At 61.0% G+C, this 25,213-nt stretch carries 26 protein-coding genes and 1 pseudogene; 7 read left to right on the top strand and 20 right to left on the bottom strand.

Annotated elements, in window-relative coordinates; genetic code table 11:
- Positions 1-15 precede the first annotated feature (15 nt).
- From ACMYUN_RS12685 to ubiE, 10 genes and pseudogenes are all read right to left on the bottom strand, one after another.
- Positions 16-912, bottom strand: a pseudogene (locus tag ACMYUN_RS12685) (methyl-accepting chemotaxis protein); the annotation flags it as partial.
- Between the two features lie 212 nt (positions 913-1,124).
- Positions 1,125-1,832, bottom strand: coding sequence for a 16S rRNA (uracil(1498)-N(3))-methyltransferase (locus tag ACMYUN_RS12680; RefSeq protein ID WP_129998274.1), 708 nt, complete (start codon positions 1,830-1,832; stop codon positions 1,125-1,127).
- Positions 1,829-2,620, bottom strand: coding sequence for a twin-arginine translocase subunit TatC (tatC, locus tag ACMYUN_RS12675; protein WP_016772075.1), 792 nt, complete (start codon positions 2,618-2,620; stop codon positions 1,829-1,831). The genes ACMYUN_RS12680 and tatC overlap by 4 nt, the downstream gene beginning before the upstream one ends.
- A complete protein-coding gene (gene tatB / locus ACMYUN_RS12670; protein WP_415763874.1) occupies positions 2,617-3,060 on the bottom strand; it encodes a Sec-independent protein translocase protein TatB in 444 nt (147 codons plus the stop codon). The genes tatC and tatB overlap by 4 nt, the downstream gene beginning before the upstream one ends.
- A 10-nt stretch (positions 3,061-3,070) precedes the next feature.
- The gene (locus tag ACMYUN_RS12665; protein ID WP_039756649.1) at positions 3,071-3,352 is read right to left on the bottom strand and encodes a twin-arginine translocase TatA/TatE family subunit; all 282 of its coding nucleotides are present in this window, start codon (positions 3,350-3,352) and stop codon (positions 3,071-3,073) included.
- A 25-nt stretch (positions 3,353-3,377) separates the two neighbouring features.
- The gene (locus tag ACMYUN_RS12660) at positions 3,378-3,710 is read right to left on the bottom strand and encodes a phosphoribosyl-ATP diphosphatase (protein ID WP_003220849.1); all 333 of its coding nucleotides are present in this window, start codon (positions 3,708-3,710) and stop codon (positions 3,378-3,380) included.
- Entirely contained in the window at positions 3,703-4,104 is a 402-nt protein-coding gene (hisI, locus tag ACMYUN_RS12655; RefSeq protein WP_007899278.1) for a phosphoribosyl-AMP cyclohydrolase, read from the bottom strand. Before hisI ends, ACMYUN_RS12660 begins: the two co-directional genes overlap by 8 nt.
- A 122-nt stretch (positions 4,105-4,226) precedes the next feature.
- The gene (gene ubiB, locus ACMYUN_RS12650) at positions 4,227-5,831 is read right to left on the bottom strand and encodes a ubiquinone biosynthesis regulatory protein kinase UbiB (RefSeq protein ID WP_415763873.1); all 1,605 of its coding nucleotides are present in this window, start codon (positions 5,829-5,831) and stop codon (positions 4,227-4,229) included.
- Positions 5,828-6,451: an SCP2 domain-containing protein gene (locus ACMYUN_RS12645; protein ID WP_039756653.1), complete on the bottom strand. Its 624-nt coding sequence runs from the start codon at positions 6,449-6,451 to the stop codon at positions 5,828-5,830. Before ACMYUN_RS12645 ends, ubiB begins: the two co-directional genes overlap by 4 nt.
- Positions 6,451-7,221, bottom strand: coding sequence for a bifunctional demethylmenaquinone methyltransferase/2-methoxy-6-polyprenyl-1,4-benzoquinol methylase UbiE (ubiE, locus tag ACMYUN_RS12640; protein ID WP_016772069.1), 771 nt, complete (start codon positions 7,219-7,221; stop codon positions 6,451-6,453). The genes ACMYUN_RS12645 and ubiE overlap by 1 nt, the downstream gene beginning before the upstream one ends.
- Before the next feature lie 154 nt (positions 7,222-7,375).
- Between ubiE and ACMYUN_RS12635 the strand changes: the two genes are divergently transcribed.
- The 3 genes from ACMYUN_RS12635 to ACMYUN_RS12625 all read left to right on the top strand — a co-directional run bounded on the left by ACMYUN_RS12635 (position 7,376) and on the right by ACMYUN_RS12625 (position 9,220).
- On the top strand, positions 7,376-7,651 hold the full coding sequence (locus ACMYUN_RS12635; RefSeq protein WP_039756655.1) for a polyhydroxyalkanoic acid system family protein: 276 nt from the start codon (positions 7,376-7,378) through the stop codon (positions 7,649-7,651).
- A gap of 230 nt (positions 7,652-7,881) precedes the next feature.
- Positions 7,882-8,304 carry a phasin family protein gene (locus ACMYUN_RS12630; protein ID WP_039756657.1) on the top strand — a complete coding sequence of 141 codons (423 nt, stop codon included), beginning with the start codon at positions 7,882-7,884 and terminating at the stop codon, positions 8,302-8,304.
- A gap of 10 nt (positions 8,305-8,314) precedes the next feature.
- Positions 8,315-9,220 carry a phasin family protein gene (locus ACMYUN_RS12625; protein ID WP_415763872.1) on the top strand — a complete coding sequence of 302 codons (906 nt, stop codon included), beginning with the start codon at positions 8,315-8,317 and terminating at the stop codon, positions 9,218-9,220.
- 195 nt (positions 9,221-9,415) lie between these two features.
- Here the strand turns inward: ACMYUN_RS12625 and ACMYUN_RS12620 are convergent, their stop codons facing one another.
- The 9 genes from ACMYUN_RS12620 to argS form a co-directional block, all read right to left on the bottom strand.
- On the bottom strand, positions 9,416-10,036 hold the full coding sequence (locus ACMYUN_RS12620) for a TetR/AcrR family transcriptional regulator (protein ID WP_415763871.1): 621 nt from the start codon (positions 10,034-10,036) through the stop codon (positions 9,416-9,418).
- A gap of 30 nt (positions 10,037-10,066) precedes the next feature.
- Positions 10,067-11,749 carry a class II poly(R)-hydroxyalkanoic acid synthase gene (gene phaC, locus ACMYUN_RS12615; RefSeq protein ID WP_415763870.1) on the bottom strand — a complete coding sequence of 561 codons (1,683 nt, stop codon included), beginning with the start codon at positions 11,747-11,749 and terminating at the stop codon, positions 10,067-10,069.
- Positions 11,750-11,889: 140 nt separating this feature from the next.
- Complete coding sequence (gene phaZ / locus ACMYUN_RS12610) at positions 11,890-12,744, bottom strand: poly(3-hydroxyalkanoate) depolymerase (RefSeq protein WP_016772063.1); 855 nt, start codon at positions 12,742-12,744, stop codon at positions 11,890-11,892.
- 93 nt (positions 12,745-12,837) lie between these two features.
- Positions 12,838-14,517, bottom strand: coding sequence for a class II poly(R)-hydroxyalkanoic acid synthase (gene phaC, locus ACMYUN_RS12605; protein ID WP_039756663.1), 1,680 nt, complete (start codon positions 14,515-14,517; stop codon positions 12,838-12,840).
- 257 nt (positions 14,518-14,774) lie between these two features.
- A complete protein-coding gene (locus ACMYUN_RS12600; RefSeq protein WP_415763869.1) occupies positions 14,775-15,152 on the bottom strand; it encodes a gamma-butyrobetaine hydroxylase-like domain-containing protein in 378 nt (125 codons plus the stop codon).
- Between the two features lie 153 nt (positions 15,153-15,305).
- Entirely contained in the window at positions 15,306-16,643 is a 1,338-nt protein-coding gene (gene hslU / locus ACMYUN_RS12595) for an ATP-dependent protease ATPase subunit HslU (protein WP_016772060.1), read from the bottom strand.
- Between the two features lie 55 nt (positions 16,644-16,698).
- Complete coding sequence (gene hslV / locus ACMYUN_RS12590) at positions 16,699-17,229, bottom strand: ATP-dependent protease subunit HslV (RefSeq protein ID WP_007968352.1); 531 nt, start codon at positions 17,227-17,229, stop codon at positions 16,699-16,701.
- 290 nt (positions 17,230-17,519) lie between these two features.
- Positions 17,520-18,230 (bottom strand): SPOR domain-containing protein, encoded by a 711-nt coding sequence (locus tag ACMYUN_RS12585; protein WP_016772059.1) that lies wholly within the window; start codon positions 18,228-18,230, stop codon positions 17,520-17,522.
- Between the two features lies 1 nt (position 18,231).
- A complete protein-coding gene (gene argS / locus ACMYUN_RS12580; protein ID WP_415763868.1) occupies positions 18,232-19,968 on the bottom strand; it encodes an arginine--tRNA ligase in 1,737 nt (578 codons plus the stop codon).
- Between argS and ACMYUN_RS12575 the strand changes: the two genes are divergently transcribed.
- Positions 19,967-20,089 (top strand): hypothetical protein, encoded by a 123-nt coding sequence (locus tag ACMYUN_RS12575; protein ID WP_016772057.1) that lies wholly within the window; start codon positions 19,967-19,969, stop codon positions 20,087-20,089. The genes argS and ACMYUN_RS12575 overlap by 2 nt on opposite strands.
- A 93-nt stretch (positions 20,090-20,182) precedes the next feature.
- Here the strand turns inward: ACMYUN_RS12575 and ACMYUN_RS12570 are convergent, their stop codons facing one another.
- On the bottom strand, positions 20,183-22,402 hold the full coding sequence (locus ACMYUN_RS12570) for a primosomal protein N' (RefSeq protein ID WP_073471597.1): 2,220 nt from the start codon (positions 22,400-22,402) through the stop codon (positions 20,183-20,185).
- A gap of 288 nt (positions 22,403-22,690) precedes the next feature.
- Between ACMYUN_RS12570 and rpmE the strand changes: the two genes are divergently transcribed.
- The 3 genes from rpmE to ACMYUN_RS12555 all read left to right on the top strand — a co-directional run bounded on the left by rpmE (position 22,691) and on the right by ACMYUN_RS12555 (position 25,189).
- On the top strand, positions 22,691-22,912 hold the full coding sequence (gene rpmE, locus ACMYUN_RS12565; protein WP_016772055.1) for a 50S ribosomal protein L31: 222 nt from the start codon (positions 22,691-22,693) through the stop codon (positions 22,910-22,912).
- Between the two features lie 41 nt (positions 22,913-22,953).
- Entirely contained in the window at positions 22,954-23,736 is a 783-nt protein-coding gene (locus ACMYUN_RS12560; RefSeq protein WP_415763971.1) for a thermonuclease family protein, read from the top strand.
- A gap of 184 nt (positions 23,737-23,920) precedes the next feature.
- Positions 23,921-25,189, top strand: a complete 1,269-nt coding sequence (locus ACMYUN_RS12555) for a malic enzyme-like NAD(P)-binding protein (protein WP_129998265.1) — start codon at positions 23,921-23,923, stop codon at positions 25,187-25,189.
- The last annotated feature ends 24 nt before the right edge of the window (positions 25,190-25,213 follow it).

The raw sequence follows: 25,213 nt of genomic DNA, 5'->3' as shown, positions 1-25,213 counted from the left end.
GCCAAGCTCATCGCGACGCAGGGACACCAGGTTGTGGGTCAGGTCGCCGGCGGCCACGCGTTCGGCGACTTTCAGGGTCTGGGTCAGCGGAATGATGATTTGTCGAGTGATCGCCCAGGCAGCAATCAGACCGAAGGCCAATGCCAGCGCAGTGGCGATCAGCAGCATGTTCTTGGCATGGGCGGCATCGGTGTCGCGCACCACGGTTTGCGATTCGGTGAGTTTTTTGCTGACCGACATCAGGATCTCGCCCTGAGCCGACATGTTGGCCAGGGCGGCGGTGTTCTTGACCTGCGAATCACGGAACTGGGCAACAGCAGCGCGGTAGGCCTTGAGCGAGTCGGTGGCTTGCTGCAGGTTGGCGATGTGCTGCTCCGGCACGCGGGTCGGCAGGCTTTCGAGGTTTTTCAGGGCGTTGTCGATGGCGGTCAGCGCCGGTTGCTCGGCATCGGCCTTGCCGCTGTAGGTGTAACCGCGCACCTGATAGCGCGCCTGCTGCAACAGTTTGCTCAGCTCGATCACCGCGTTGTACTGCGCAACGCTGTCGCCTTGCAGCAGCGCGCTTTCGACTTCGCCGACCTTGGCCACGGCATTATCAGCGTTGGCGCCCAGCTTGCTGCGCGCATCTTCACGCTGCACGGTGGCCTGGGTCATTTCGCCGAAGGCGCGTTTGTATTCGGCGACCGCAGCGAGCTGTTGATCAACCATCGCCACGTCGGACGGCTGCTCGATCATGCCGCGTGCCGATTGCAGACCGCTTTCGAGTTGGTTGAGGTATCCGTTGACCGCGCCCGGACCCTGTTCGCCACGGCGCATGTCGTAGTCCATGCGTGCCAGGCGCAGGTCCTTGGTCAGCTCGTTGAGGCTGGAAATGAAGCCGAGCTTGTCGCCACGGCTGATAATCCCACTCATGCCGGTCCAGCCGGTGAAAGTGATCAACAGCGTCAGCAACAGCACCAGGCCGAAACCGATGCCCAGCTTGCGTTTGACGCTGACGTTTCCAAGACTCTCGGCTAACCAACGGTACATGCGACCACTCCCTTCGGACCACTCAATTGGACTTGTAGGGGCTGTATCGGCTGGGTGATGGCAATCTGTAACGCCTTTTGTCCGACGCGGTTGCGTCAGAACAGGCGTGCAAGCAGGGCGGTAACGGCGGTTTCGACGCGCAGGATGCGCTCGCCCAGTTGCACCGGTTGCAGGCCGGATTTGGCCAGCAGATCGATTTCGTAGGGAATCCAGCCACCCTCGGGGCCGATGGCCAAGGTCACCGGTTCGCTCAGGGCGCGCGGGCAGGGTGGGAAGTTGCCGGGGTGGCCGACCAGGCCTAGGGTGCCCTCGGCGATCGCCGGCAAGCGATCTTCAACAAAAGGCTTGAAGCGCTTTTCGATGACGATCTCTGGCAGCACCGTATCGCGAGCCTGTTCGAGCCCGAGGATCAACTGCTCACGAATCGCTTCCGGCTCCAGAAATGGCGTCTGCCAGAAGCTTTTTTCGACGCGATAGCTATTGACCAGAATCACCTTGGCCACACCCATGGTCGCAACGGTCTGGAACACGCGGCGGAGCATTTTCGGCCGGGGCAGGGCCAGCACCAGCGTCAGCGGCAACTTGACCGGCGGTGGCTGGTCGAGGCTGACACGCAGTTCCGCTTCGCCTGCTTCCAGACGCAACAACTCGGCCGAACCCATCAACCCGTTGATGCGCCCGACGCGCAGGCTGTCGCCCACTTCCGAGCGATGCACTTCCTGCATGTGGGTCAGGCGGCGATCACCCAGGATTACGCGGTCCGCCGCAATGAAATCGGCCTCTTCGAGCAGCAGCAGGTTCATGCCTGGGTCGCTGGCGGCTGGTCGTTGTGGTCGTCGGCCGGGGTTTCGTCCGGGCGTTCGCGCTTGCTGACCAGCGCGCCGAAGAGAATGCCGATCTCGAACAGCATCCACATCGGTACAGCCAGCAGCGTCTGCGAGAAGATGTCCGGCGGGGTCAGGATCATGCCGACCACGAAGCAGCCGATGATCACGTACGGGCGGATTTTCTTCAGGTATTTGACGTCGACCACGCCGATCCAAACCAGCAGTACCACGGCCACCGGGATTTCGAACGCGACGCCAAAGGCGAAGAACAGCGTCATGACGAAATCGAGGTAGCTGGCAATGTCGGTCATCATCTCCACGCCGGCCGGTGTAGCGGCGGCGAAGAACTTGAAGATCAGCGGAAAGACGAAGTAATAGGCGAACGCCATGCCGATGTAAAACAGCAGGATGCTGGAGATCAGCAGCGGCACCGCGACGCGTTTTTCATGCTTGTACAGGCCTGGCGCGATAAAGCCCCAAATCTGATGCAGGATCACTGGAATCGCAAGGAACAGCGAAACCATCATCGTCAGTTTCAGCGGCGTCAGGAACGGCGACGACACGTCGGTGGCGATCATCGTCGCGCCGACCGGCAGGTACTGGCGCAGCGGCGTCGAGACGAAGGTGTAGATCTGCTGGGTAAACGCGAACAGCCCGGCAAAGATAATGAAGATCGCCGCCACGCAACGCAGCAGGCGGGTGCGCAACTCAGTGAGGTGCGATACCAGCGGCATGTGCTGGTCGTTTTCGGGGAGATCGCTCATGGGGCTCGCGGCGGCAGTGTAGGGTCTTGAGGCGCTGATGTAGTCGGCGCGGCGGAGGGCGCTACGTGTTCGACCGATGTGTCTGTGGTAATCGGTGCGGGTCCTGGCGGTGTTACAACAGGTGCAGGAGTCGGAGCGGCAGCGCTGTGAATCGTCTGCTCGCCCACGTGCTCAGGCGGCGTCGGCTCCTGCTGGTTCGGATTGAAGATCTTCCGCGCCTCTTGCTCCAGCGACAGAATATGCTCGTTGTGCAGTTGCCGACGGATCTCGTCGGCACCAATCTCACGTTCAACTTCCTGTTTGATCGCGTTGAAGCTGCGCTTCAGACGGCCGACCCACAGACCGGCGGTGCGCGCAGCGCCCGGCAGACGCTCGGGGCCGAGCACCAGCAGGGCAACGAGGCCGACGAGCAGCAATTCAGAGAAGCTGATACCAAACATTAGTCAGTGCTCACACGTCTTTGCGGATCGGCTCTTCGACTTTCTGCGCCTGCACGTCGATGGTGTGCGGCGGGTTGGCCTGGGCGGTGGTTTGCGGCTGCACCGGTGGCACTGGCTGCGCCGGCGGGGTCACGTTCGGCTCGGTCGGTTTTTCATCGTCGTTCATGGCTTTGCGAAAGCCCTTGATCGATTCGCCAACGTCGGTGCCAAGGTTTTTCAGTTTCTTGGTACCAAACACCAGCACCACGACAATCAGAATGACGACCCAGTGTTTCCAGTCAAAAATGCCCATGTGGCGATTCCTCTCTAAAAGTTGTTCAGGCGGACGGACGCGAGGCTTTCTCGACGTGTCCGGACAGGCCGAAGCGACGGTCCAGTTCATCCAGCACGGCCTGCGGATGCTGCCCCAGTTGGGCGAGCATGACCATGCTGTGGAACCACAGGTCGGCGGTCTCGTAGATCACATCACTGCAATCGCCGCTGATGGCGGCATCCTTGGCGGCAATAATGGTTTCGACCGACTCTTCGCCGACTTTCTCCAGAATCTTGTTCAGCCCCTTGTGATACAGGCTGGCGACATACGAGCTGTCGGCTGCTGCGCCTTTGCGCTCTTCAAGTACCTGAGCGAGGCGGGTCAGGGTGTCACTCATGTGTGTGTCCTGCGGAATAGATAGCGTGCGGGTCTTTCAGAACCGGGTCGACTGTTTTCCAGTCGCCGTTTTCGAAGACCCGGTAAAAGCAGCTTTGACGGCCGGTGTGGCAAGCGATGTCGCCGATCTGTTCAACCATGAGGATGATCACGTCGGCGTCACAGTCCAGACGCATTTCATGCAGGGTCTGCACATGGCCGGACTCTTCGCCCTTGCGCCACAGCTTGCCACGGGAACGTGACCAGTAGATTGCACGATTCTCCGCTGCGGTCAGTTCCAGCGCTTCGCGGTTCATCCAGGCCATCATCAATACGCGCCCGGTCTTGTGATCCTGAGCGATCGCCGGCACCAGGCCGTCAGCGTCCCACTTGATCTCGTCCAGCCAGTTTTTCATCTTCAAATCTCGAAAAGCAGCAGCAAGCCATGAGCTTCAAGCTGCAAGTAAAAGCAGGTTGCGCGGTGTACCTGTGTCGTCAAGCTTGAGGCTTGCAGCTTATAACTTGCAGCTGATTCGTGCTATCGGCGAACGACCAGATACAAACCGACCGCGATCATGATTCCGGCGGGCCAGTGCGACCACTCGGTCAACGGGCCGCCCGCAGCGAGGATCGCGCCGCCGGCCAGATGCGCGCAGCCGAGCAGGCGCAGGAACCAGTCGTCCTTGCGTTTGCGCCACGGCGGCGGTGGGTCTTTGGCGTGAGGTTGCGACATGCGTTCGAGCAGGTCGCGGGCCATGTTCGACAGGTGCGGAATTTGCTCCAGCTGGCTCTGCACGTTGCCCAGCAAGGCTTTCGGGCTGACGCGTTCGCGCATCCAGCGCTCGAGAAACGGCTGCGCGGTGTTCCACAGATCCAGATCCGGATACAGCTGGCGACCGAGGCCTTCGATGTTCAGCAAGGTCTTCTGCAACAGCACCAGTTGCGGCTGCACTTCCATGTTGAAACGGCGTGCGGTCTGGAACAGGCGCATCAGCACCTGGCCAAATGAAATATCTTTTAACGGTTTTTCGAAGATCGGTTCGCACACCGTACGGATCGCCGCTTCGAATTCGTTGAGTTTGGTTTCCGCCGGCACCCAGCCCGAATCGATGTGCAACTGCGCCACACGGCGGTAGTCACGCTTGAAGAAAGCGAACAGGTTGCGCGCCAGATAATCCTGGTCTTCCGGGGTCAGGCTCCCGACGATGCCGCAGTCGATCGCGATGTACTGCGGGCTCCACGGGTTCACCGTGCTGACGAAGATGTTGCCCGGGTGCATGTCGGCGTGGAAGAAGCTGTCGCGGAACACCTGAGTGAAGAAAATCTCCACACCACGCTCGGCGAGCATTTTCATGTCGGTGCGCTGGTCGGCAAGGGTCGCCAGATCGGTGACCTGAATGCCGTAGATGCGCTCCATCACCAGCACTTTCGGCCGGCACCAATCCCAATAGACTTGCGGTACATAAAGCAGCTGCGAGCCTTCGAAGTTACGGCGTAACTGGCTGGCGTTGGCCGCCTCGCGCAACAGATCGAGTTCGTCGTAAATGGTCTTTTCGTAATCCTGTACCACGTCGACCGGGTGCAGCAGGCGCGCGTCAGCGGAGAATTTCTCGGCGGCGCGGGCAAGAATGAACAGCCACGCCAGATCCTGCGCGATCACCGGTTTCAGGCCCGGGCGAATGACCTTGACCACGACTTCTTCGCCGCTTTTCAGCTGCGCCGCGTGCACCTGCGCCACCGAAGCCGAGGCCAGTGGTTCAACGTCGAAACGGCTGAACACTTCGCTGATTTTCTTGCCCAGCTGTTCTTCGATCAGCTTGATCGACACTTGCGAATCGAACGGCGGCACGCGGTCCTGCAGCAGCATCAGCTCATCGGCGATGTCTTCCGGCAACAGGTCGCGGCGGGTCGAAAGAATCTGCCCGAACTTGATGAAGATCGGCCCCAGATCCTGCAACGCCAGGCGCAAGCGCGCACCACGATTGAGCTCCAGCGGCTTGCGCGGCAGCCAGCGCCACGGCAGCAAAAAGCGCACGGCCAGAAGAAACCAGGGCAATGGCAGATCGAACAGCAGGTCATCGAGGCGGTAGCGGATCACGACGCGCTGGATGCGCAACAGACGGCGGACGGCAAGCAGCTTCATGCGTTATCGCTTGGGTCGAGGGATCGGGAAAGGCGCTCGAAACGCGCCTCGAGTCGTTCCAGATCAAGTTTGATCCGGTCCAGTTCGCTGAATCGCGCCTCGGCTTCGCGTTGCCCGACGAGGGTGCGCGATTCTTCGGCGAGGTATTCGGCAAGATTCTGGTTGAGGCTGGCAAATCCTTGTTGATACCAGCGCGCGCGGCTGCGCAGATGGCCACCGAGCAATTGCGTGGCGACCGGGCCGAGCCAGCGCGAGAGTTCGTACTCCCAGTCCAGCTCGAGGTCTTGCAGTACGCCGGCCAGTTCCAGCAACACGCCGCTGTTGCCATCGAGCTCGACTTCCGGTGCGTGCAGCACGGCGGTCTTGTCTTTGCTCAGGGCCAGTTTCACCAGGCTTGAGGCCGGTGCACGCAACGTGCAATCGACATCCGCTGCCCACTGCGAAGCCAGCATCAGGCCCTCATCGCTGGGCAGAATGAACAATTGCAGCGCCGGGCTGCGGCAGTCGACGGCAATCACCTTGCCGGTCAGATGCGCCAGGCGCGGCAGCGCCGTGCTGTCGAGACGCAGCACCCGGTTGAGGCCGAGTTCGACGCTGGCGAGCAGCCCGGTAAGCAACATCAGGGCTTGATGCCGCGGTGCAGGGCGACGATGCCTGCGGTCATGTTGTGATAGGTCACGCGGTCGAAACCGGCCTCGACCATCATCGACTTCAGGGTTTCCTGATTCGGGTGCATGCGGATCGATTCGGCCAGATAGCGATAGCTTTCCGAGTCGTTGGTGATCAGCTTGCCCATCAGCGGCATGAAGGCGAACGAGTAGGCGTCGTAGGCTTTGGACATAAGTGCGTTGGTCGGCTTGGAGAATTCCAGCACCAGCAGGCGTCCGCCGGGCTTGAGCACGCGCAGCATCGAACGCAATGCGTCCTCTTTGTGCGTCACGTTGCGCAGGCCGAAGGCGATGGTCACGCAGTCGAAATGGTTGTCCGGGAACGGCAGTTTTTCCGCGTCGGCCTGGACGAATTCGACGTTGCCGGCAACGCCGAGATCGAGCAGGCGATCACGGCCGACCTTGAGCATCGATTCGTTGATGTCGGCCAGCACGACCTGGCCGGTCGGGCCGACGAGGTTCGAGAACTTGCGGGTCAGGTCGCCGGTGCCACCAGCGATGTCGAGCACGCGGTTGCCACTGCGCACCCCGGAAAGCTCGATCGCGAAGCGCTTCCACAGACGGTGCATGCCGCCCGACAGAAGGTCGTTCATCAGGTCGTATTTCGCGGCTACGGAATGGAAAACCTCAGCGACTTTTTCCGCTTTCTGGCTTTCCGGAACGTTTTTGAAGCCGAAGTGAGTGGTGGGTTCGGCATCGCTGCCTTTGCGCTGATCAGTCATATCGCTGTCACCAAAAGAGAATGCGCGACATTCTAATCCCCACGCCATGCTTTGTCTTGGAATGGCTAAAGGTAAGATGGGCAACCCTCGGGACGATTTGCCGCAGATGCGGTCAAGATTCAACGATAGCCATTCAATCATCAGGAGTCATTCCATGGCCAAAATCAGTGTTGAGCGCGCCCACACCCTGGGCAAGGAAGCCGCCCGCGAGAAGGCCGACAAACTGGCCAAAAAGCTCAGCGAACAATACGGCCTTGAGCCGCAGTGGTCGGGCGATACCTTGAACCTCAAGCGTTCGGGCGTAAAAGGCGAAGTGCATGTGGCGGACGATTCGATCCGGGTCGACGTCGAACTGGGCCTGATGATGTCGGCCATGAGCGGCATGATCAAAGCCGAGATCGAGAAGGCGTTGGATAAAGCCCTGGCCTGATTTCCAGATTGAAATCCAGTCCCCTGTGGGAGCGAGCCTGCTCGCGAAGGCGGTCTTTCAGTCAAATTATCCGTGACTGACAAACCGCTTTCGCGAGCAGGCTCGCTCCCACATTTGTTTAATGATGCTCCCGCTGGTTAGGGTGCCCTTTCTAATTTTTCTGCCTACTTTGTGCCTGAGCCCGACACTCGTCCGGCAGTTCCTCAAACCTTCTGCGCGTGAGGTGCACCATGGCCAAAGTCATTTTGAAGAAAAAAATCGACGCTCCGACTTCCACTCTGAGCGACGTCAAATCCTATGCCCGCAAGATCTGGCTGGCAGGCCTGGGCGCCTATACCAAGGTCGGGCAGGAGGGCAGCGAGTACTTTCAAGAGCTCGTCGCCGCCGGTCAAACTGTTGAAAAGAAAGGCAAAAAAGCCGTCACCGAAAAACTCCTCGCAGCCAACGCCGAGATTGATGACGCGGCTACTCAGGTCAGCTCGTTCAAAGGTCGCGTTGAAGTTCAGCTCGACAAGGTCGAGAAGGCCTTCGACAACCGTGTGGCCAGCGCCTTGAATCGGATCGGCATTCCGTCTAAACATGACGTTGAGGCACTCTCTGCTAAGCTCGATGAGCTGACGGCATTGCTCGAACGCGTCGCGCGAAAATCTTAAGGAGAACGGGATGGCTGGCAAAAAGAACACCGATAAAGAAAGCAGCTCGTGGGTCGGGAAGGTCGAGTCCTACTCCCGCAAAATCTGGCTGGCTGGTTTAGGCGTGTACTCGAAGATCGACACTGACGGCAGCAAACTCTTCGATGCATTGGTCAAAGACGGCGAGAAAGCCGAGAAGCTCACCAAGACTGCTGTCGGCAAGAAAGTCGAGGACTCGACCTCCTCGGCCAAGTCGCGCATCAGCGGCGTGAAGGACCGCGCCATGGGCAAGTGGGACGAGCTGGAAGGCGCATTCGACAAGCGTCTGAACAGCGCGATTTCGCGCCTGGGTGTACCGAGCCGCAATGAGGTCAAGGCACTCAACGCCAAGGTCGATACGCTGACCAAACAGATCGAGAAACTCACCGGTCTGAAAGCTCAGCCTGTGGCGGCGAAAACCGCTGCGGCGAAACCTGCCAGTAAAACTGCAGCGGCCAAACCTGCGGCGAAAACCGCAGCCAAGCCACTGGCCAAAGCGGCAGCAAAACCTGCTGCGAAAGCTGCGACCAAAACTGCGGCCGCCAAGCCTGCGACCAAAGCTGCCGCCAAACCGGTTGCCGCCAAAGCCGCTGCGAAACCGGCAGCCAAAGCAGCAGCAAAACCTGCGGCTAAAACTGCAGCGAAACCAGCGGCCAAGCCAGCAGCGAAGACCGCTGCCGCCAAACCCGCTGCGAAGCCTGCGGCCAAACCGGCTGCGGCGAAAAAGCCAGCAGTGAAAAAACCGGCCGCGCCGAAAGCCGCTGCGCCAAAACCGGCCGCTACGCCATCGACTGCTCCAACAGCCCCGGCCAGCGCGGCAAACTCCGCTGCGGCACCGACTGCGGCAGCCACCCCGACTGCAGCATCGACACCGTCGACCCCATCCAGTCAGTCCTGATTGCAGGGCAAATCAAAAACGCCCGGCCTGTGAAGGTCGGGCGTTTTTGTTTCTCAAGAATGCCGTGAATCCCTTGTGGGAGCGGGCTTGCTCGCGAAGGGGGCGTGTCAGTCAACTCAAATGTCGACTGACAAGACGCCTTCGCGAGCAAGCCCGCTCCCACAGATGGAATTTGCATTCACAGGAATATTTCGTTCAGTCGTGATTCTCAAGGTATTGCAGCGCCATCCGCTCTGTCGCCACCTTCACTGGCGGCAGCAAATGCGGCGCCACCAGCATCATGATCTGATAAACCACCAGTCTCACTTCCCCCTCCCGATCAAGAATCCGCTGGTAGTCCAGCGAGAACAGCAACGTCATGGTCACCTGCTCTACCAGTTGCCCCAATGCCTGGGTATCGCTGACCAGTTGCCCCGAAGCCTTCAACCGCGCCAACAACGACGCCAGCGTGCGCTTCAGCGCATTGAGCAGATTGCGAATCCCCTTGGCCAGTTTCGGCAGGCGCCCGGCGAGGTTCGACAGGTCCTGGAACAGGAACCGGTATTGCGCCAGCCGCTCGACGATCAAATGCAAGAACAACCAGTAATCCTCCGGCGCCAGCTCCACGTCCGGCGGCGGGTCGAGCAGGGGCGCGAGCTCGTGCTGGAAGCGTTCGAACAGGCCGAGAATCAGCGGTTCCTTACCGTGGAAGTGGTAGTAGAGATTGCCCGGGCTGATCCCCATTTCGTTGGCCACCTCCATGGTGGAAACGTTCGGCTCACCCTTTTCGTTGAACAGTTGCAGTGCACATTCGAGAATCCGGTCGCGGGTTTTCATCCAGTCTTCTTAGAAAAATTCGGTTGAGCGTCAGCGCACATGCACATAGGTGCCGGGTGCCGCTTCCATCGGTGGATAGTTCGGATTGCCGAGGGTGGTGCGAGTCTCATTCAGGGCGCCGGAGCGCTGCGCGACCCATTCCAGCCACTGCGGCCACCAGCTGCCGTCGACGTGTTTGGCATCGTAGTACCAGGCACGCGGGTCGCTGCTCAGTTTGGCGTTCTCGACGTAGGCAGCTTTCGGGTTGCTCGGCGGGTTGAGGATGCTCTGCACGTGGCCGCTGTTGGACAGCACGAAGCGTCGCTCGCCACCGAGCAGCAGGGTCGAGCGATACACCGCGTCCCATGGCGTGATGTGGTCGTTCATGCCGGCGACGCTGAAGCTGTCGACGTTGACCTTCTGCAGGTCGATCGGCGTGCCGCACACCTCGAGGCCGCCCGCGTGGGTCAGCGGGTTGTGCTTGAAGAAGTCCAGCAGGTCGCCGTGCAGTGCCGCTGGCAGGCGGGTGTTGTCGTTGTTCCAGTAGAGGATGTCGAAGGCTGGCGGCTCCTTGCCCAGCAGGTAGTTGTTGACGAAATAGCTCCAGATCAAATCGTTGGGGCGCATCCAGGCGAAGACCTTGGCCATGTCGCGACCATCGAGCACGCCTTTCTGATACGAGCGACGCTTGGCCGCTTCCAATGTTTGTTCATCGGCGAACAGCGTGGCCGTGGTTTCGATCTGGCTGTCGAGCAGACTGACCAGATAGGTCGCGCTGGCAACCCGGCGCAGTTGCCGTTTGGCCTGCAAGTGCCCTTGCAGGGCGGCGATGGTCAGGCCGCCGGCGCAGGCGCCCATCAGGTTCACTTCGCGCGCGCCGGTAATCGCCCGGCAGATGTTCATCGCTTCTTCGACCGCTTCGACGTAACTCGACAGGCCCCACTCGCGATGGCGCACGTCAGGATTGCGCCAGCTGATCATGAACGTCTGCAGGCTGTTTTTCAGGGCGTACTGGACGAAGCTGTTCTGCGGACTCAGATCGAAGATGTAGTACTTGTTGATTTGCGGCGGCACCACCAGCAACGGCTTGGCGTACTGCTTTTCGCTCATCGATTTGTACTGGATCAACTCGAACATTTCATTGCGAAACACCACCGATCCGCTGGTGGTCGCCACGGTTTTGCCAACCTCGAATGCTTGTTTGGTCACTTGCCGTGGCAGGCCGTCGTTGTGCAAAAGATCATCGAAAAGATGGCTCAGGCCACGCACCAGACTCTGCCCGCCGGAATTGAACAGCTCCTTGACCGCCAGCGGATTGAGCAGGGTATTGGATGGCGCTACGGCGTCATTGAGCAGGGTGAAAGCGAAGTGCGCACGGGCCCGATCTTCAGGGCTCATGTCGCCCTCATCGATCCAGCTCTTGACCTGTTTCTGCCAGGCCAGATACGCCTGCAGACTGCGCCGGTAAAACGGGTTGAGACTCCACGCCGGATCGGCGAAGCGGCTGTCTTGCGGATTGGTCGGGTGCAGGGTTTCGCCGAGCAGTACGCGGCCCAACTGCCCGCCAAGCTTCAGCGCGTGCCTGGCGCTGTGCAAAGGATTGCGCAAGCCGTGGGCGGCGACGCTGCGCAGTGTCGACAGCAGGTCTCTGCCACGCAGACCGGCGATCGCACTCTGGGCGTTGATAAACACGGCGGGGCTGGGCACCACGCCCGTCGCTGGTTTTTCGCGCATGACTCAACACTCCTTCGTCTTCAGGGCAAAAACACACTCACCGAACCAGAACACCATAGACGCTGTTACCGGTTGCTGCCTGCGCGGCGTCCTGCCGCGCGCTTGATTTGGAAAGTGCTGCATAAAGCAGGCCGCCGCGATCAGCCGCCCAGCGGCGTCGGATGCGGATGCATGACTGCGCGCAGACGCTCCTCTTCGAGAAACTTCATGATGATCGGCGCCACCGCTTCGGCGCGGGTAATCAGGAACAGATGGCCGTCATCGATGATGTGCAGCTGCGCGTTGGGAATGCGCCAGGCGAGCATGCGCATGTTGATCAGCGGAATCAGTGGGTCGTCATCGCCGGCCAGCACCAGCGTCGGCTGATGGATCTTGTGCAGCCAGTGGATGCTGGTCCAGCCGAGGCCGGCGAACAGCTGCCAGTAGTAACCGAGCTTGCCCGCCGAGCGCACTTTCGCCGCATGGCTGGCCGCCAGCGTCGGGTCGCGGCGGAACGAGCCGCCGTAGATCATCGGCGCGATGCGAATCACATGGGATGGCTGAATGTAGCGGCGCGGGCTGGCCATCATCCACAGCACTTTCGGCTTGCCCGGGACCATTACCGCACCGGCCGCAGTGGCCGCCAGTACCAGTTTCTTGCAGCGCTCGGGGTAGTCGTAGGCGAACTGCTGCGCAAGGGCACCGCCCCACGACACACCGATCACATTGACCTGACCGTAGTCGAGATAGTCGAGCATCCGCGCCGTCAGTTTGGCCAGACCGGGGAAGCGATACGGCCGGTTCGGCGTCGACGAGCCGCCGACACCGGGCACGTCGAAGGCGATCACTTCCAGATCCGGGTCGAGCGCTGCGACAAACGGAAACACCAGCTCCAGGTTGGCGCCGATGCCGTTGAAGATCAGCAGAGGCGTCAGATGAGGCTTGCCGGGACGCACCGCCGTGCGGAGGGTCTGACCATCCAGATCAACGGTGCGGAATATGAACGGTTGCGGCATGGGTCAAACCCTTCGGGTCAGTTGGGAGCAGCTGCAAGCCGCAAGCTTCAAGCAGAACCCCTCAGCTTGTCGCTCGCAGCTTGAAACTTGCCGCTATCTCTCATGTACGTAAGTGCCCGGCGAAGCCTCGCCTGCCGGGTACGCTTTGTTGCCCAGTTTCGTCGGAGCCTTTTTCAGGTTGCCCGAGCGTTCGGCCAGCCATGCCTGCCAGTACAGCCACCAGGAATCGGTGTGCTTGGTCGAATTTTCCTGCCAGTCATCAGCAGTGGCGGCCATCTCTTCGCCGGTCATGTAGCGCGACTTCGGATTGCCCGGCGGGTTGAGAATGCTCTGGATATGGCCGCTGCTCGACAGCACGAATTCGACTTTGCCGCCGAACAGCTGCGCCGACTTGTAGCATGACTTCCACGGGGTGATGTGGTCGTTGGTGCCGGCCAGCGAGAAGATGTCGGCGGTGACCTGCTTGAGGTCGATTGGCGTGCCGCACACTTCCAGTGCGTTGGGGCGGATCAGTGGATTGTTTTTGAACATCTCGATCAGGTCGCCGTGGAACGCAGCGGGCAGGCGGGTGGTGTCGTTGTTCCAGAACAGGATGTCGAACACCGGCGGCTCGTTGCCGAGCAGGTAGTTGTTGACCCAGTAATTCCAGATCAGATCGTTGGGGCGCATCCAGGCGAAGACCTTGGCCATGTCTTTGCCTTCGAGCACGCCGGCCTGATAGGAGTGGCGCTTGGCGGTCTCGAGGGTCTGCTCATCGACGAACAGGGCGACGTCGCTGTCTAGGGTGGTGTCGAGCACGCTGACCAGCAGGGTGAGGGCATTGACCTTGTTCTGGCCGAGCGCGGCGTAGTGGCCGAGCAGGGCGGTGCAGGTGATGCCACCGGAGCAGGCGCCGAGCATGTTCACATCTTTGCTGCCGGTGATCGCGGTGACCACGTCGACCGCTTCCTTCAGCGCTTCGATGTAGGTCGACAGACCCCACTCGCGCTGGGCCTTGGTCGGGTTGCGCCAACTGATGATGAAGGTCGGCACGTTGTTGCGCAGGCAGAAGCGCGCCAGGCTTTTGTCCGGGCTCAAGTCGAAAACGTAGAACTTGTTGATCTGCGGCGGCACCACCAGCAGCGGGCGTTCGTGGACTTGCTCGGTGATCGGCCGGTACTGGATCAGCTCCAGTACGTCGTTGCGGAACACCACGGCGCCCTCGGTGACGCCGAGGCTCTTGCCGACCTCGAACGCGCCCATGTTGACCTGGCTCGGCATGCCGCCGTTATGCACAAGATCCTTGGCCAGATGCGAGAGGCCATCGAGCAGGCTTTTGCCGCCGGTTTCGAAGAAGCGTTTGACCGCCGCCGGGTTGGCCGCCGTGTTGGTCGGCGCCATGGCTTCGGTCATCAGGTTGATGACGAAATGCCCGCGCGCGATGTCTTTGGGGGACAGGCTGCTGTCATCAATCCAGGCATGCAGTTCCTTGCGCCAGGCCAGATAGGTTTGCAGATAACGTTTGTACAGCGGGTTCTGGCTCCACGCCGGGTCGGCAAAACGGCGGTCGTCACCGGCCGGTTGCAGCGCGGATTTGCCCAGCAGCACGTTCTTCAGTTCGAGGCCGAAATGGGTCACGTGCCTGACGCTGTGAATCGGTTGTCTGATGGCCTGTTTCAGCACCATTCGAGCAGAGGCCAGCAGATCCTTTCCGCGCAGCCCGACGACGGGGTTAAGCCCCAGAGTGTTTTCCGAGGCTTGGTACTTCAGGTCATCGTTATTCTTGTCACTCATCTACGACGCTCCATTGTCCTGAGACGAGTACCCGGTTTCACGCTGTCGCTTCCACAGCCAATGCCGGGTACTACTGCTCGGGTGACCGTTGATTCTGCATAGCTGCTTTACAGTCGTAGAGCACTGCAGGGAACTTGCCAGCTCCATTGGTTACCCGAGTTTAATTTTTTTCGCAAGCGGCCCATCCTGGGCTGCGTGAGCGGAGCATTCAAACAGATGAAGTTAGAAAATGCCCTCTAAAGAGCGAGAGCCACGGCCTAGAGCATCAGCTTGACGAACGACTCGTTCGGATCCCGGGATTTTCCGGCAGCGCGCAGCTCGGCCAGATAATCGTCCCAGAGTTCTTTCTGGCGTTGGCCGAGTTCGTAGAGGTAATCCCAAGTGAACAAGCCGCTGTCATGGCCGTCATCGAAGGTCAGTTTCAGTGCGTAGTTACCGGCCGGTTCCAGTTTGCTCAAACCAACGTTGAGCTTGCCGAATTGCAGGATCGGTTTGCCGTGGCCCTGGACCTCGGCGGAGGGAGAGTGCACGCGCAGAAACTCGGCGGGCAGAGTGTATTCCTCGCCGGACGCGTAAGTGAGCGTCAGGGTTTTCGAGGCTTTGTGCAGTTTGATGTCGGTGGGAATCGAGGTCATGGCCTGGCGTCCGTTGTGTGGGTGACCCTGTTTCAAATGTGGGAGCGGGCTTGCTCGCGAAAGCGGTGTGTCAGACAACAATGATGTCGACTGACACGGCCTCTTCGCGAGCAAGCCCGCTCCCACAGGGTCCGCTATCGCTGTAAGTATGGCTTACAGGATATAACGGGACAGATCTTCGTTCTGCGCCAATTCGCCAAGGTGGCTGTTGACGTAGTCGGCGTCGATCAGAATCGCCTTGTCATCGTGGGCGCTGGCCAGGTCGCCGGCGCTGAACGACACCTCTTCGAGCAGGCGCTCAAGCAGGGTGTGCAGGCGACGGGCGCCGATGTTCTCGGTTTTCTCGTTGACCTGCCAGGCGATCTCCGCCAGACGCTTGATGCCCTCGGGCTGGAACTGGATGTTCAGGCCTTCGGTTTTCAGCAGCGCGCAGTATTGCTCGGTGAGCGAGGCGTGCGGTTCGCTGAGGATGCGTTCGAAGTCTTCCGGGCTCAGCGCCTTGAGTTCGACGCGGATCGGCAGACGGCCTTGCAGCTCCGGCACCAGATCGCTCGGCTTGCTCAGGTGAAACGCACCGGAAGCGATGAACAGGATATGGTCAGTCTTGACCATGCCCAGCTTGGTGTTGACTGTGCAGCCCTCGATCAGCGGCAGCAGGTCGCGCTGTACGCCTTCGCGGGAGACATCGGCGCCGCCGACATTGCCGCGCTTGGCGACCTTGTCGATCTCGTCAATGAAGACGATGCCGTGCTGCTCGACCGCTTCCAGCGCCTTGGCCTTCAGCTCTTCCTCGTTGACCAGACGCCCGGCTTCTTCATCGCGCACCAGTTTCAGTGCTTCCTTGACCTTGAGCTTGCGCGACTTCTTCTTGCCCTTGCCCATGTTGGCAAACAGCGATTGCAGCTGGTTGGTCATCTCTTCCATGCCCGGCGGCGTGGCGATTTCGATGCCGGAAACTTCGGCGACTTCGATCTCGATTTCCTTGTCGTCCAGCTGACCTTCGCGCAGGCGCTTGCGGAACAGCTGGCGGGTATTGGAATCGGAGCTCGGCGCTTCTTCGTTGCTGAAGCCCATGCGGGCCGGCGGCAGCAACGCGTCGAGGATGCGGTCCTCGGCGGCGTCTTCGGCGCGGTGGCGTACGCGGGTCATTTCCTGCTCGCGGAGCATCTTGATCGCAGCATCGGCCAGATCACGGATGATCGACTCGACGTCACGACCGACATAACCGACTTCGGTGAATTTGGTCGCTTCGACCTTGATGAACGGCGCATTGGCCAGTTTCGCCAGGCGACGGGCAATCTCGGTTTTACCGACACCGGTCGGGCCGATCATCAGGATGTTCTTCGGGGTCACCTCAACGCGCAGCTCTTCAGGCAGCTGCATGCGGCGCCAGCGGTTGCGCAGGGCAATCGCGACGGCGCGCTTGGCATCGTCCTGGCCGATGATATGGCGGTTGAGTTCGTGGACGATTTCGCGGGGAGTCATGGACATAATAATTGACGGTCCTCAAGCAGAAAAAAGCCGTGGCACACGGGCCGCAACAGGCTTATTCAGCGAGATCCTGCTCCTCAATGGTCTGGGTGTGGTTGGTGAATACGCAGATGTCGCCAGCGATGCCGAGGGCGGTTTCGACGATCTCGCGCGCCGACAGGTCAGTCTTTTTCAGCAGGGCGCTGGCGGCAGCTTGCGCGTAGGCGCCGCCGGAACCCATGGCAATCAGGCCATCTTCGGGTTCAACCACGTCACCGTTGCCGGTGATGATCAGCGAGGCATCCTTGTTGGCAACCGCGAGCATCGCTTCGAGACGGCTCAGGGAGCGGTCGGTGCGCCATTCTTTGGCGAGTTCGACGGCGGCGCGGATCAGGTGGCCCTGATGTTTTTCGAGCTGGCCTTCGAAGCGTTCGAACAGGGTGAAGGCGTCGGCGGTGGCACCGGCAAAACCGGCGATGACCTGGCCGTGGTACAGGCGACGAACCTTTTTGGCGTTGCCTTTCATCACGGTGTTGCCGAGAGAAACCTGGCCGTCGCCGCCCATGACGACTTTGCCGTGGCGGCGGACTGAAACGATGGTGGTCAAGGGAAGAGTCTCCACGCAGCGGGGCGAAAATGCCTTATGCCCATTCATATGGGGGTGCTGGAGGGGATTTCAACCGGCAGGGACGATGGGAGACGAATGGTGTGTGTGATGACGGTGGCGAGGGGATTTATCCCCGTTCGGCTGCGAAGCAGTAGCGAAACCATCATTTGCGGTATGCCTACTGCACCGCAATGGCTGGTTTCAGGGCTGCTCCGCAGCCAAACGGGGATAAATCCCCTCGCCACAAAGTTTGAAGGTCACCTGCAAGTTGCAGCTGACCTCTGAGAGCCTTAGCGGCTCTGGCGTTGTTGTAACAACAGGTTGCTGAAGCCGGCACCGGCCAGTTGTTTCTGTGCCGTTGTCAGTTGTTCACGGTTGCTGAACGGGCCGACCAAGACGCGGTACCAGGTTTCATCCTTGACCGTACCGGACTCCACCGCGACGGCTTGCCCGAGCAGAATGATCTGCGCACGCACCTTGTCAGCATCGGTTTCCTTGCGGAACGAACCGGCCTGGAGGAAGAACTTGGTCACTGGCGCGGCCTTGCTCACTGGCGGCGCTGGCGGCGGCGTAATCCCGGCCAGGGCTGCCTGCGCACGTGCGGTGTCGATCTTCGCCGCTTCGGCCGGGGTCACCGGCGTGGTCGGGATGGCCGGCACTTGCGGCGTCGGCAGGGTCTTCTCAGGTACTGCGTCCGGCGGCACGATCACTTCCGATTCCGGCAGCAAGGTGTAGAAGTCGTACTTCGGCTTCACCGGTTGCGTCGGGCTCGGCGGGGTCTTGTTGGCCTCGGCGATCTTCGACGCTTTCTGCTGCTGTTCGACTTTCTCGCGCTTGACCGTGTCGCTGCCCTTGCCCGGTTCCAGTTTCATCAGAAACACGATGAACGCGCCGACGGTCAGGCCGATGGCCATCCACAGCCAGCCCGGAATCGGTTGTTTCGCTGGGGCCTGATAGCGACTGGCGCCGCGTTTGGGTGCAGGTTTTTTCTTGGCAGCCAACTTACATACGCTCCAGAGTTTCCAGACCCAACAGCTCCAGGCCTTGCTTGAGGGTGCGACCGGTCAGTGCGGCCAGACGCAGACGGCTCTGCATCTGCGCCGGGGTGTCGGCGGCGAGGATCGGGCAGTTCTCGTAGAAGCTGGAGAACAGGCCGGCGACGTCGTACAGGTAGGTGCAGAGAATGTGCGGCGTGCCTTTTTCAGCGACGTTGTTCAGCACTTCGCCGAACTGCGCCAGCTTCGCCGCCAGCTCCTGCTCGTGCGCCGCTTCGAGGACGATCTGGCCGTCGACTTCGCTGAAGTCCTTGCCCAGTTTGCGGAACACACCGGCCACGCGGGTGTAGGCGTACAGCAGGTATGGCGCGGTGTTGCCTTCGAAGTTGAGCATCAGGTCGAAGTTGAAGCTGTAGTCGCTGGTGCGATGCTTGGACAGGTCGGCGTATTTAACTGCGCCGATGCCGACGACCTTGGCGATGTTGCGCAACTCGTCTTCGGCCAGGGTCGGGTTCTTCTCTTTCACCAGGTTGTAGGCGCGTTCCTGGGCTTCGGTGAGCAGATCGATCAGCTTCACGGTGCCGCCGTCACGGGTCTTGAAAGGACGGCCATCGGCGCCGTTCATGGTGCCGAAACCCATGTGTTCCATTTCCATCGGATGGGTGACGAAACCGGCCTTGCGCGCCACGGCGAAGACCTGCTGGAAGTGCAGGGCCTGACGCTGATCGACGAAATACAGTGCGCGATCAGCCTTGAGCTTGCCGCTGCGGTAGCGCACGGCGGCGAGGTCAGTGGTGGCGTACAGGTAACCGCCGTCGGCCTTGACGATGATCACCGGCAGCGGGTCGCCATCGGCGTTCTTGAACTCGTCGAGGAACACACACTGGGCGCCGTTGCTCTCGACCAGCATGCCGGCAGCCTTGAGATCGTTGACCACGTTGATCAGGTCGTCGTTGTAGGCGCTTTCGCCCATGACGTCGGCCATGGTCAGTTTGACGTTGAGCAGTTCGTAGATCTTCTGGCAGTGCGACAGCGAGATGTCCTTGAACCGGGTCCACAGCGCCAGGCATTCGGCATCGCCGGCCTGCAGCTTGACCACCAGGCCACGGGCGCGGTCGGCGAATTCTTCGGATTCGTCGAAACGCTGCTTGGCCGCGCGGTAGAAGTTTTCCAGATCGGACAGCTCGTCGCTGGTGATCGGGTTTTCCTGCAAATAAGCCATCAGCATGCCGAACTGAGTGCCCCAGTCGCCGACGTGGTTCTGGCGGATCACTTCGTCACCGAGGAACTCGAGTACGCGAGCCACACCGTCACCGATGATGGTCGAGCGCAAGTGGCCGACGTGCATCTCTTTGGCCAGGTTCGGTGCCGACAGGTCGACCACGGTGCGCTGCGCCGGGCCGGCCTTGCGTACGCCGACATGGGCATCGGCCAGCGCGGCGTCGAGACGCGCGGCCAGGGCCTGGGTGTTCTGGAAAAAATTGATGAAGCCCGGGCCGGCGATTTCGGCCTTGGTGACGTTCTCGTCAGCGGGCAGGGCGGCGATGATTTTCTCCGCCAGATCGCGCGGCTTCATGCCGGCCGGCTTGGCCAGCATCATGGCGATGTTGCTGGCGAAGTCGCCGTGGGTCTTGTCGCGGGCGTTCTCCACCTGGATCGCCGGCGTCAGGCCTTCAGGCAACACACCTTCGTTGACGAGTTGGGTGAGGGCTTGCTGGATCAGCTGGCGAATGGTGTCTTTCATGGTCTTCTCTTTCGACCGCAAGCGCGGCGGGCGCATCGATGCGCGGGTGGAAAAACTGGGCATTATCCGTTGCGAAGACGGGCTTGCCAACCTTAGCAGGCAGGATGTGGATATGTGGTGACATCAAAGTCAAAAGATCGCAGCCTTCGGCGGCTCCTACACAGGAATGGGCATTTATCTGTAGGAGCTGCCGAAGGCTGCGATCTTTTGATCTTCAATACAAGTCGACGGGATCAACATCCAGCGACCAGCGCACCGCCCGCCCGCTCGGCATCTGCTCCAGCACCAGCATCCAGCTGGCCAGCAACCGGTGCAACGGTGCCCGCGCGGTCGCCTGCAACAACAGCTGCGCGCGATAACGTCCGGCGCGGCGCTCCATCGGTGCCGGCACCGGCCCGAGCAGCTCGATGCCACTCAGATTCAACTCGGCCAGCAGGCGTTCGGCCGCGCTGCACGCTTCATCGAGAAAACCTTCCGCCTGCCCCGGCTTGTGCGCTTCGGCGCGCAGCAGCGCCAGATGGGCAAACGGCGGCAACCCGGCCGCGCGGCGTTCGCTCAGGGCTTGTTCGGCGAAGGCGAAATAACCTTGCTCGGTCAGTTGCACCAACAAAGGATGGTCGGCGAGGTGCGTCTGGATGATCACCCTGCCCGGTTCCTCAGCCCGGCCGGCGCGCCCGGCGACCTGGACAATCAACTGCGCCATGCGCTCGCTGGCGCGGAAGTCGCCGGAGAACAGGCCGCCGTCGGCATCCAGGATCGACACCAGCGTCACCCGTGGGAAATGGTGCCCTTTGGCCAACATCTGCGTGCCGACCAGAATGCACGGCTGGCCTTTCTGGATCGTCGCGAACAGCTGATTCATCGCGTCCTTGCGCGAGGTGCTGTCGCGATCGACGCGCAGCACCGGGTAATCCGGAAACAGAATCGCCAAGCGTTCTTCGGCGCGTTCAGTACCGGCACCGACCGGGCGCAGATCGACCTTGCTGCACTTCGGACACTGGCGCGGCGTGCGCTCGACGTTGCCGCAATGGTGGCAGCGCAATTCACCGTAGCGCTGGTGCACGGTCATGCGCGCATCGCAGCGCGAGCACTCGGACATCCAGCCGCAATCGTGGCAAAGCAGGGTCGGGGCAAAGCCGCGCCGGTTGAGGAACACCAGCACCTGCTGGCCGTTGGCGAGGGTCTGGCCGATGGCTTGCTGCATCGGCCCGGAAATACCGCTGTCGAGCGGGCGGCTTTTCACGTCCAGACGCAGAAAGCGCGGTTGCTTGGCGCCGCCGGCGCGCTCGTTCAGGCGCAGCAGGCCGTAGCGACCGGTGTAAGCGTTGTGCAGACTTTCCAGCGACGGCGTGGCGGAGCCGAGCACGATCGGAATGTTTTCCTGCCGCGCACGCACCAGCGCCAGATCGCGGGCGTGGTAGCGCAAGCCTTCCTGCTGTTTATAGGAGCCGTCGTGTTCTTCGTCGATGATGATCAGCCCGGGATTTTTCATCGGCGTGAACAGCGCCGAACGGGTGCCGATAATGATGTCAGCCTCGCCATCACGCGCGGCGAGCCAGGCCTCGAGACGTTCGCGATCATTGACCGCCGAGTGCAGCAGGGCGATGCGCGCGTTGAAACGCTGTTCGAAGCGCGCCAGGGTTTGCGGGCCGAGGTTGATCTCCGGGATCAGCACCAAGGCCTGCTTGCCGGCTTCGAGGGTCTCGCGGATCAGTTGCAGATAGACTTCGGTCTTGCCGCTGCCGGTGACGCCGGCCAACAGGAAGGCGTGATAACTGTCGAAGCCGGCGCGAATCGCTTCATACGCGGCGCGCTGTTCACTGTTGAGCGGCAGCTCCGGTTGCGCCAGCCAGTGTTCATGGCGAACGCCGGGGGCGTGGCGACGGATTTCGACCTGCACCAGCCCCTTGGCCAGCAGCAGATCGAGGCTGTCCTTGCTCAGCATCAGTTTGCTCAGCAACTGATGCGCCACGCCGTGGGGATGCTGGGCCAGAGTGGTCAGCGCCTCGCGCTGGCGCGGCGCACGGGCGACCCGAGGGTCGTCAACGCTGGCGCCGGGGGCAATTGACCAGAAGCGTTCCTGCCGTGCCTCGGCCAGCTCGCCCTGACGCAGCAGCACCGGCAAGGCCCAGTTCAAGGTGTCGCCAAGGCTGTGCTGGTAATACTGCGCGGTCCACAGACACAGCTTGAACAGCGCTGGCGGCAGTGGCGAAGTCGTATCGAGCAGAGCCAGTGCCGGTTTGAGTTTTTCTGCCGGCACTTCGCTGGTATCGGTGACCTCGACCAGAATCCCGATCATCTCGCGCCGCCCGAACGGCACCCGCAGGCGCATGCCCGGCTGCAATTGCTCGCGCCGCACCCCGGCCGGCGCCCGGTAATCGAACAGGCGGCGCAGGGGCGAAGGCAGGGCAAGGCGCAGAATGGCGTCGGGCACGCGGGGGGATCTCTATAAACGCAAAAGAAGGGTTGAACGCAGATCAATTGTGGGAGCGAGCTTGCTCGCGAAGGCGGTGTATCAGGCGCTTGGACATTGACTGACACGACGCATTCGCGAGCAAGCTCGCTCCCACAGGGTAATGCGTTCAAGGCCGGGAGCCTAGCAGACGGTCGGTCTCGGTGACAGCTTGCGCGATTGAAAAGGTCTGGTAGAATCCGCGGCCTAATTACGTGCGGTATTCAACAATAGTGTTGGGTGGCGGCACGCTAGCCTGAGGAAGACACCATGAAAGCCGAAATCCACCCGAACTACCCGGAAATCGCTGTTACCTGCAGCTGCGGTAACAAGTTCGAAACTCGTTCGACCTACGGCAAAGCCCTGGCGATCGACGTTTGCAACGAATGCCACCCGTTCTACACCGGTAAGCAGAAGACTCTGGACACCGGCGGCCGTGTGCAGAAGTTCGCAGACCGTTTCGCTACTTTCGGCGTCGGCAAAAAAGCCTGAGGCTGATCATTTTGGAAGGTCGCTTCGACTTCTCCAGACTGATGAAAAAGGCGTCCCTTGCGGGCGCCTTTTTTGTGTCTGCGATTTGGCTGTCCGCCGCCCAGGCCTTTTGTCCGGCACCCGCAGGGCTGACCAGCGTTTCCGTGCAGCGGGTGGTCGATGGCGACACCCTGCGCCTGAGTGATGGTCGCAGCGTGCGCATGATCGGCCTCAATACGCCAGAGCTGGGCAAGCAGGGCCGCAGCGACGAACCGTTCGCCGTGGCGGCGCGCAAACACCTGCAGGCGCTGGTCGATGACAGTGGCGGCCGCGTCGGTCTGCGGCCTGGCAAGCAGGCGAAAGACCATTACGGCCGTACGCTCGCGCATGTTTACAGCGTCAGCGGTGCCAATCTCGAAGCGCAGATGCTTGCCGCTGGCCTGGGTTTTCAGGTTGCCGTGGCGCCGAACGTCGATCTGGTCGTCTGCCAGCAGGCCGCCGAACGCCGCGCGCGACAGGCCGGACTTGGTCTCTGGCGGCAATCCCCGGTAATCAAGGCTCAGCAGATTCAGCGTTCGGGTTTCGCCGTGGTCAGCGGTCGGGTGAGCAAGGTGCAGCGCAATCGCGGCGGAATCTGGATCGAGTTGCAGGACACGCTTGTATTGCGGGTTGCACCCAATCTGCTGGGACAATCCGACAGCGCCCGCTTGCAGGCGCTGAAGGGCAAGCAGGTCGAAGCACGTGGCTGGGTGGTTGACCGATCCCGGCGCGGTGGTCTGCAAAAAGGTCAGGCGCGCTGGTTGCTGCCGTTGACCGATCCTTCGATGCTGCAAGTATCGCGCTGAAGAAAAATTGTAGACATTTTTCTGATTGATTGTGAACAGTCCAGCCCTTGTGCGCCGTGGCTCTTGGCCCAAAGTCGTAGGGCAGGGCGCTTGACAGCAGTGACTGCCCAGTCTTGTGGGGACTTTGCGAGGCGCGTATCCTCGCTGACCAGTCTGTCCAACAGTAAAAAAGCGGAATGCCAAAATGTCTGATCTGAAAACTGCCGCTCTCGAATACCACGCCAATCCTCGTCCGGGGAAGCTGAGTGTCGAGCTCACCAAGGCCACTGCTACCGCCCGCGACCTGTCGCTGGCCTACAGCCCCGGCGTAGCTGAACCAGTGCGCGAGATCGCTCGCGATCCTGAACTGGCCTACAAATACACCGGCAAGGGCAACCTGGTGGCAGTCATTTCCGATGGCACCGCTATTCTGGGCCTGGGCAACCTCGGCCCACTGGCTTCCAAGCCTGTAATGGAAGGCAAAGGCGTGCTGTTCAAGCGCTTCGCCGGCATCGACGTATTCGACATCGAAGTCGATTCGGAAAGCCCGCAAGCCTTCATCGACACCGTCAAGCGCATCTCCATCACCTTCGGTGGCATCAACCTGGAAGACATCAAAGCGCCAGAGTGCTTTGAGATCGAACGCGCTCTGATCGAGCAGTGCGACATTCCGGTGTTCCACGATGACCAGCACGGCACCGCGATCGTGACCGCTGCGGGCATGATCAACGCCCTGGAAATCGCTGGCAAAACCCTGCCGGAAGCGAAGATTGTCTGCCTCGGCGCCGGTGCTGCCGCCATCTCCTGCATGAAACTGCTGGTGAGCATGGGCGCTCGCATCGAAAATATCTTCATGGTTGACCGTACCGGCGTGATTCACTCCGGCCGTGACGACCTGAACCAGTACAAAGCCGTATTCGCCCACGCTACCGACAAGCGCACCCTGGCTGACGCATTGGCAGGCGCTGACGTATTCGTCGGTCTGTCCGGTCCGAACCTGCTGAGCGCCGAAGGCCTGCTGTCGATGGCGGCCAATCCGATCGTGTTCGCCTGCTCGAACCCGGATCCGGAAATCTCCCCGGAACTGGCGCACGCCACCCGTAGCGACGTGATCATGGCCACCGGCCGTTCGGACTACCCGAACCAGGTCAACAACGTACTGGGCTTCCCGTTCATCTTCCGTGGCGCCCTGGACGTTCGCGCCAAGCGCATCAACGAAGAAATGAAAGTCGCCGCCGCCAACGCCCTGCGCGAACTGGCCAAACTGCCTGTTCCACAGGACGTGTGCGATGCCTACGGCGGTGCTCCGCTGGAATTCGGCCGTGAGTACATCATTCCGAAGCCAATGGACAAGCGCCTGATCACCCTGATCTCCGACGCCGTGGCCAAGGCCGCGATCGAGACCGGCGTGGCCACCCTGCCGTATCCGAAGAACTACCCGCTGAAAAGCGTGGATGACGTGTTCAACGGTTAAAAGCAGCCGCCCATAAAAAAACCC

This window comes from Pseudomonas sp. CP4, assembly GCF_047758505.1.
GTDB classification, from domain to species: Bacteria; Pseudomonadota; Gammaproteobacteria; order Pseudomonadales; family Pseudomonadaceae; genus Aquipseudomonas; species Aquipseudomonas fluorescens_AO.
This window is presented reverse-complemented; position numbering and strand designations above follow the sequence as displayed.

What these genes read in the sequence shown, in the direction of transcription:
- hslU (WP_016772060.1), bottom strand. Translation starts at nt 16,643, where the DNA reads ATGTCCATGACTCCCCGCGAAATCGTCCACGAACTCAACCGCCATATC.
- argS (WP_415763868.1), bottom strand. Translation starts at nt 19,968, where the DNA reads ATGAAAGACACCATTCGCCAGCTGATCCAGCAAGCCCTCACCCAACTC.
- ACMYUN_RS12665 (WP_039756649.1), bottom strand. Translation starts at nt 3,352, where the DNA reads ATGGGCATTTTTGACTGGAAACACTGGGTCGTCATTCTGATTGTCGTG.
- ACMYUN_RS12645 (WP_039756653.1), bottom strand. Translation starts at nt 6,451, where the DNA reads ATGTTGCTTACCGGGCTGCTCGCCAGCGTCGAACTCGGCCTCAACCGG.
- ACMYUN_RS12680 (WP_129998274.1), bottom strand. Translation starts at nt 1,832, where the DNA reads ATGAACCTGCTGCTGCTCGAAGAGGCCGATTTCATTGCGGCGGACCGC.
- ACMYUN_RS12620 (WP_415763871.1), bottom strand. Translation starts at nt 10,036, where the DNA reads ATGAAAACCCGCGACCGGATTCTCGAATGTGCACTGCAACTGTTCAAC.
- rpmE (WP_016772055.1), top strand. Translation starts at nt 22,691, where the DNA reads ATGAAAGCCGAAATCCACCCGAACTACCCGGAAATCGCTGTTACCTGC.
- ACMYUN_RS12660 (WP_003220849.1), bottom strand. Translation starts at nt 3,710, where the DNA reads ATGAGTGACACCCTGACCCGCCTCGCTCAGGTACTTGAAGAGCGCAAA.
- ACMYUN_RS12560 (WP_415763971.1), top strand. Translation starts at nt 22,954, where the DNA reads ATGAAAAAGGCGTCCCTTGCGGGCGCCTTTTTTGTGTCTGCGATTTGG.
- ACMYUN_RS12575 (WP_016772057.1), top strand. Translation starts at nt 19,967, where the DNA reads ATGGTCTTCTCTTTCGACCGCAAGCGCGGCGGGCGCATCGATGCGCGG.
- ACMYUN_RS12635 (WP_039756655.1), top strand. Translation starts at nt 7,376, where the DNA reads ATGGCCAAAATCAGTGTTGAGCGCGCCCACACCCTGGGCAAGGAAGCC.
- ACMYUN_RS12630 (WP_039756657.1), top strand. Translation starts at nt 7,882, where the DNA reads ATGGCCAAAGTCATTTTGAAGAAAAAAATCGACGCTCCGACTTCCACT.
- ACMYUN_RS12555 (WP_129998265.1), top strand. Translation starts at nt 23,921, where the DNA reads ATGTCTGATCTGAAAACTGCCGCTCTCGAATACCACGCCAATCCTCGT.
- tatB (WP_415763874.1), bottom strand. Translation starts at nt 3,060, where the DNA reads ATGTTTGGTATCAGCTTCTCTGAATTGCTGCTCGTCGGCCTCGTTGCC.
- ACMYUN_RS12600 (WP_415763869.1), bottom strand. Translation starts at nt 15,152, where the DNA reads ATGACCTCGATTCCCACCGACATCAAACTGCACAAAGCCTCGAAAACC.
- ubiB (WP_415763873.1), bottom strand. Translation starts at nt 5,831, where the DNA reads ATGAAGCTGCTTGCCGTCCGCCGTCTGTTGCGCATCCAGCGCGTCGTG.
- ubiE (WP_016772069.1), bottom strand. Translation starts at nt 7,221, where the DNA reads ATGACTGATCAGCGCAAAGGCAGCGATGCCGAACCCACCACTCACTTC.
- hisI (WP_007899278.1), bottom strand. Translation starts at nt 4,104, where the DNA reads ATGAAAAACTGGCTGGACGAGATCAAGTGGGACGCTGACGGCCTGGTG.
- phaC (WP_415763870.1), bottom strand. Translation starts at nt 11,749, where the DNA reads ATGCGCGAAAAACCAGCGACGGGCGTGGTGCCCAGCCCCGCCGTGTTT.
- phaC (WP_039756663.1), bottom strand. Translation starts at nt 14,517, where the DNA reads ATGAGTGACAAGAATAACGATGACCTGAAGTACCAAGCCTCGGAAAAC.
- tatC (WP_016772075.1), bottom strand. Translation starts at nt 2,620, where the DNA reads ATGAGCGATCTCCCCGAAAACGACCAGCACATGCCGCTGGTATCGCAC.
- ACMYUN_RS12625 (WP_415763872.1), top strand. Translation starts at nt 8,315, where the DNA reads ATGGCTGGCAAAAAGAACACCGATAAAGAAAGCAGCTCGTGGGTCGGG.
- phaZ (WP_016772063.1), bottom strand. Translation starts at nt 12,744, where the DNA reads ATGCCGCAACCGTTCATATTCCGCACCGTTGATCTGGATGGTCAGACC.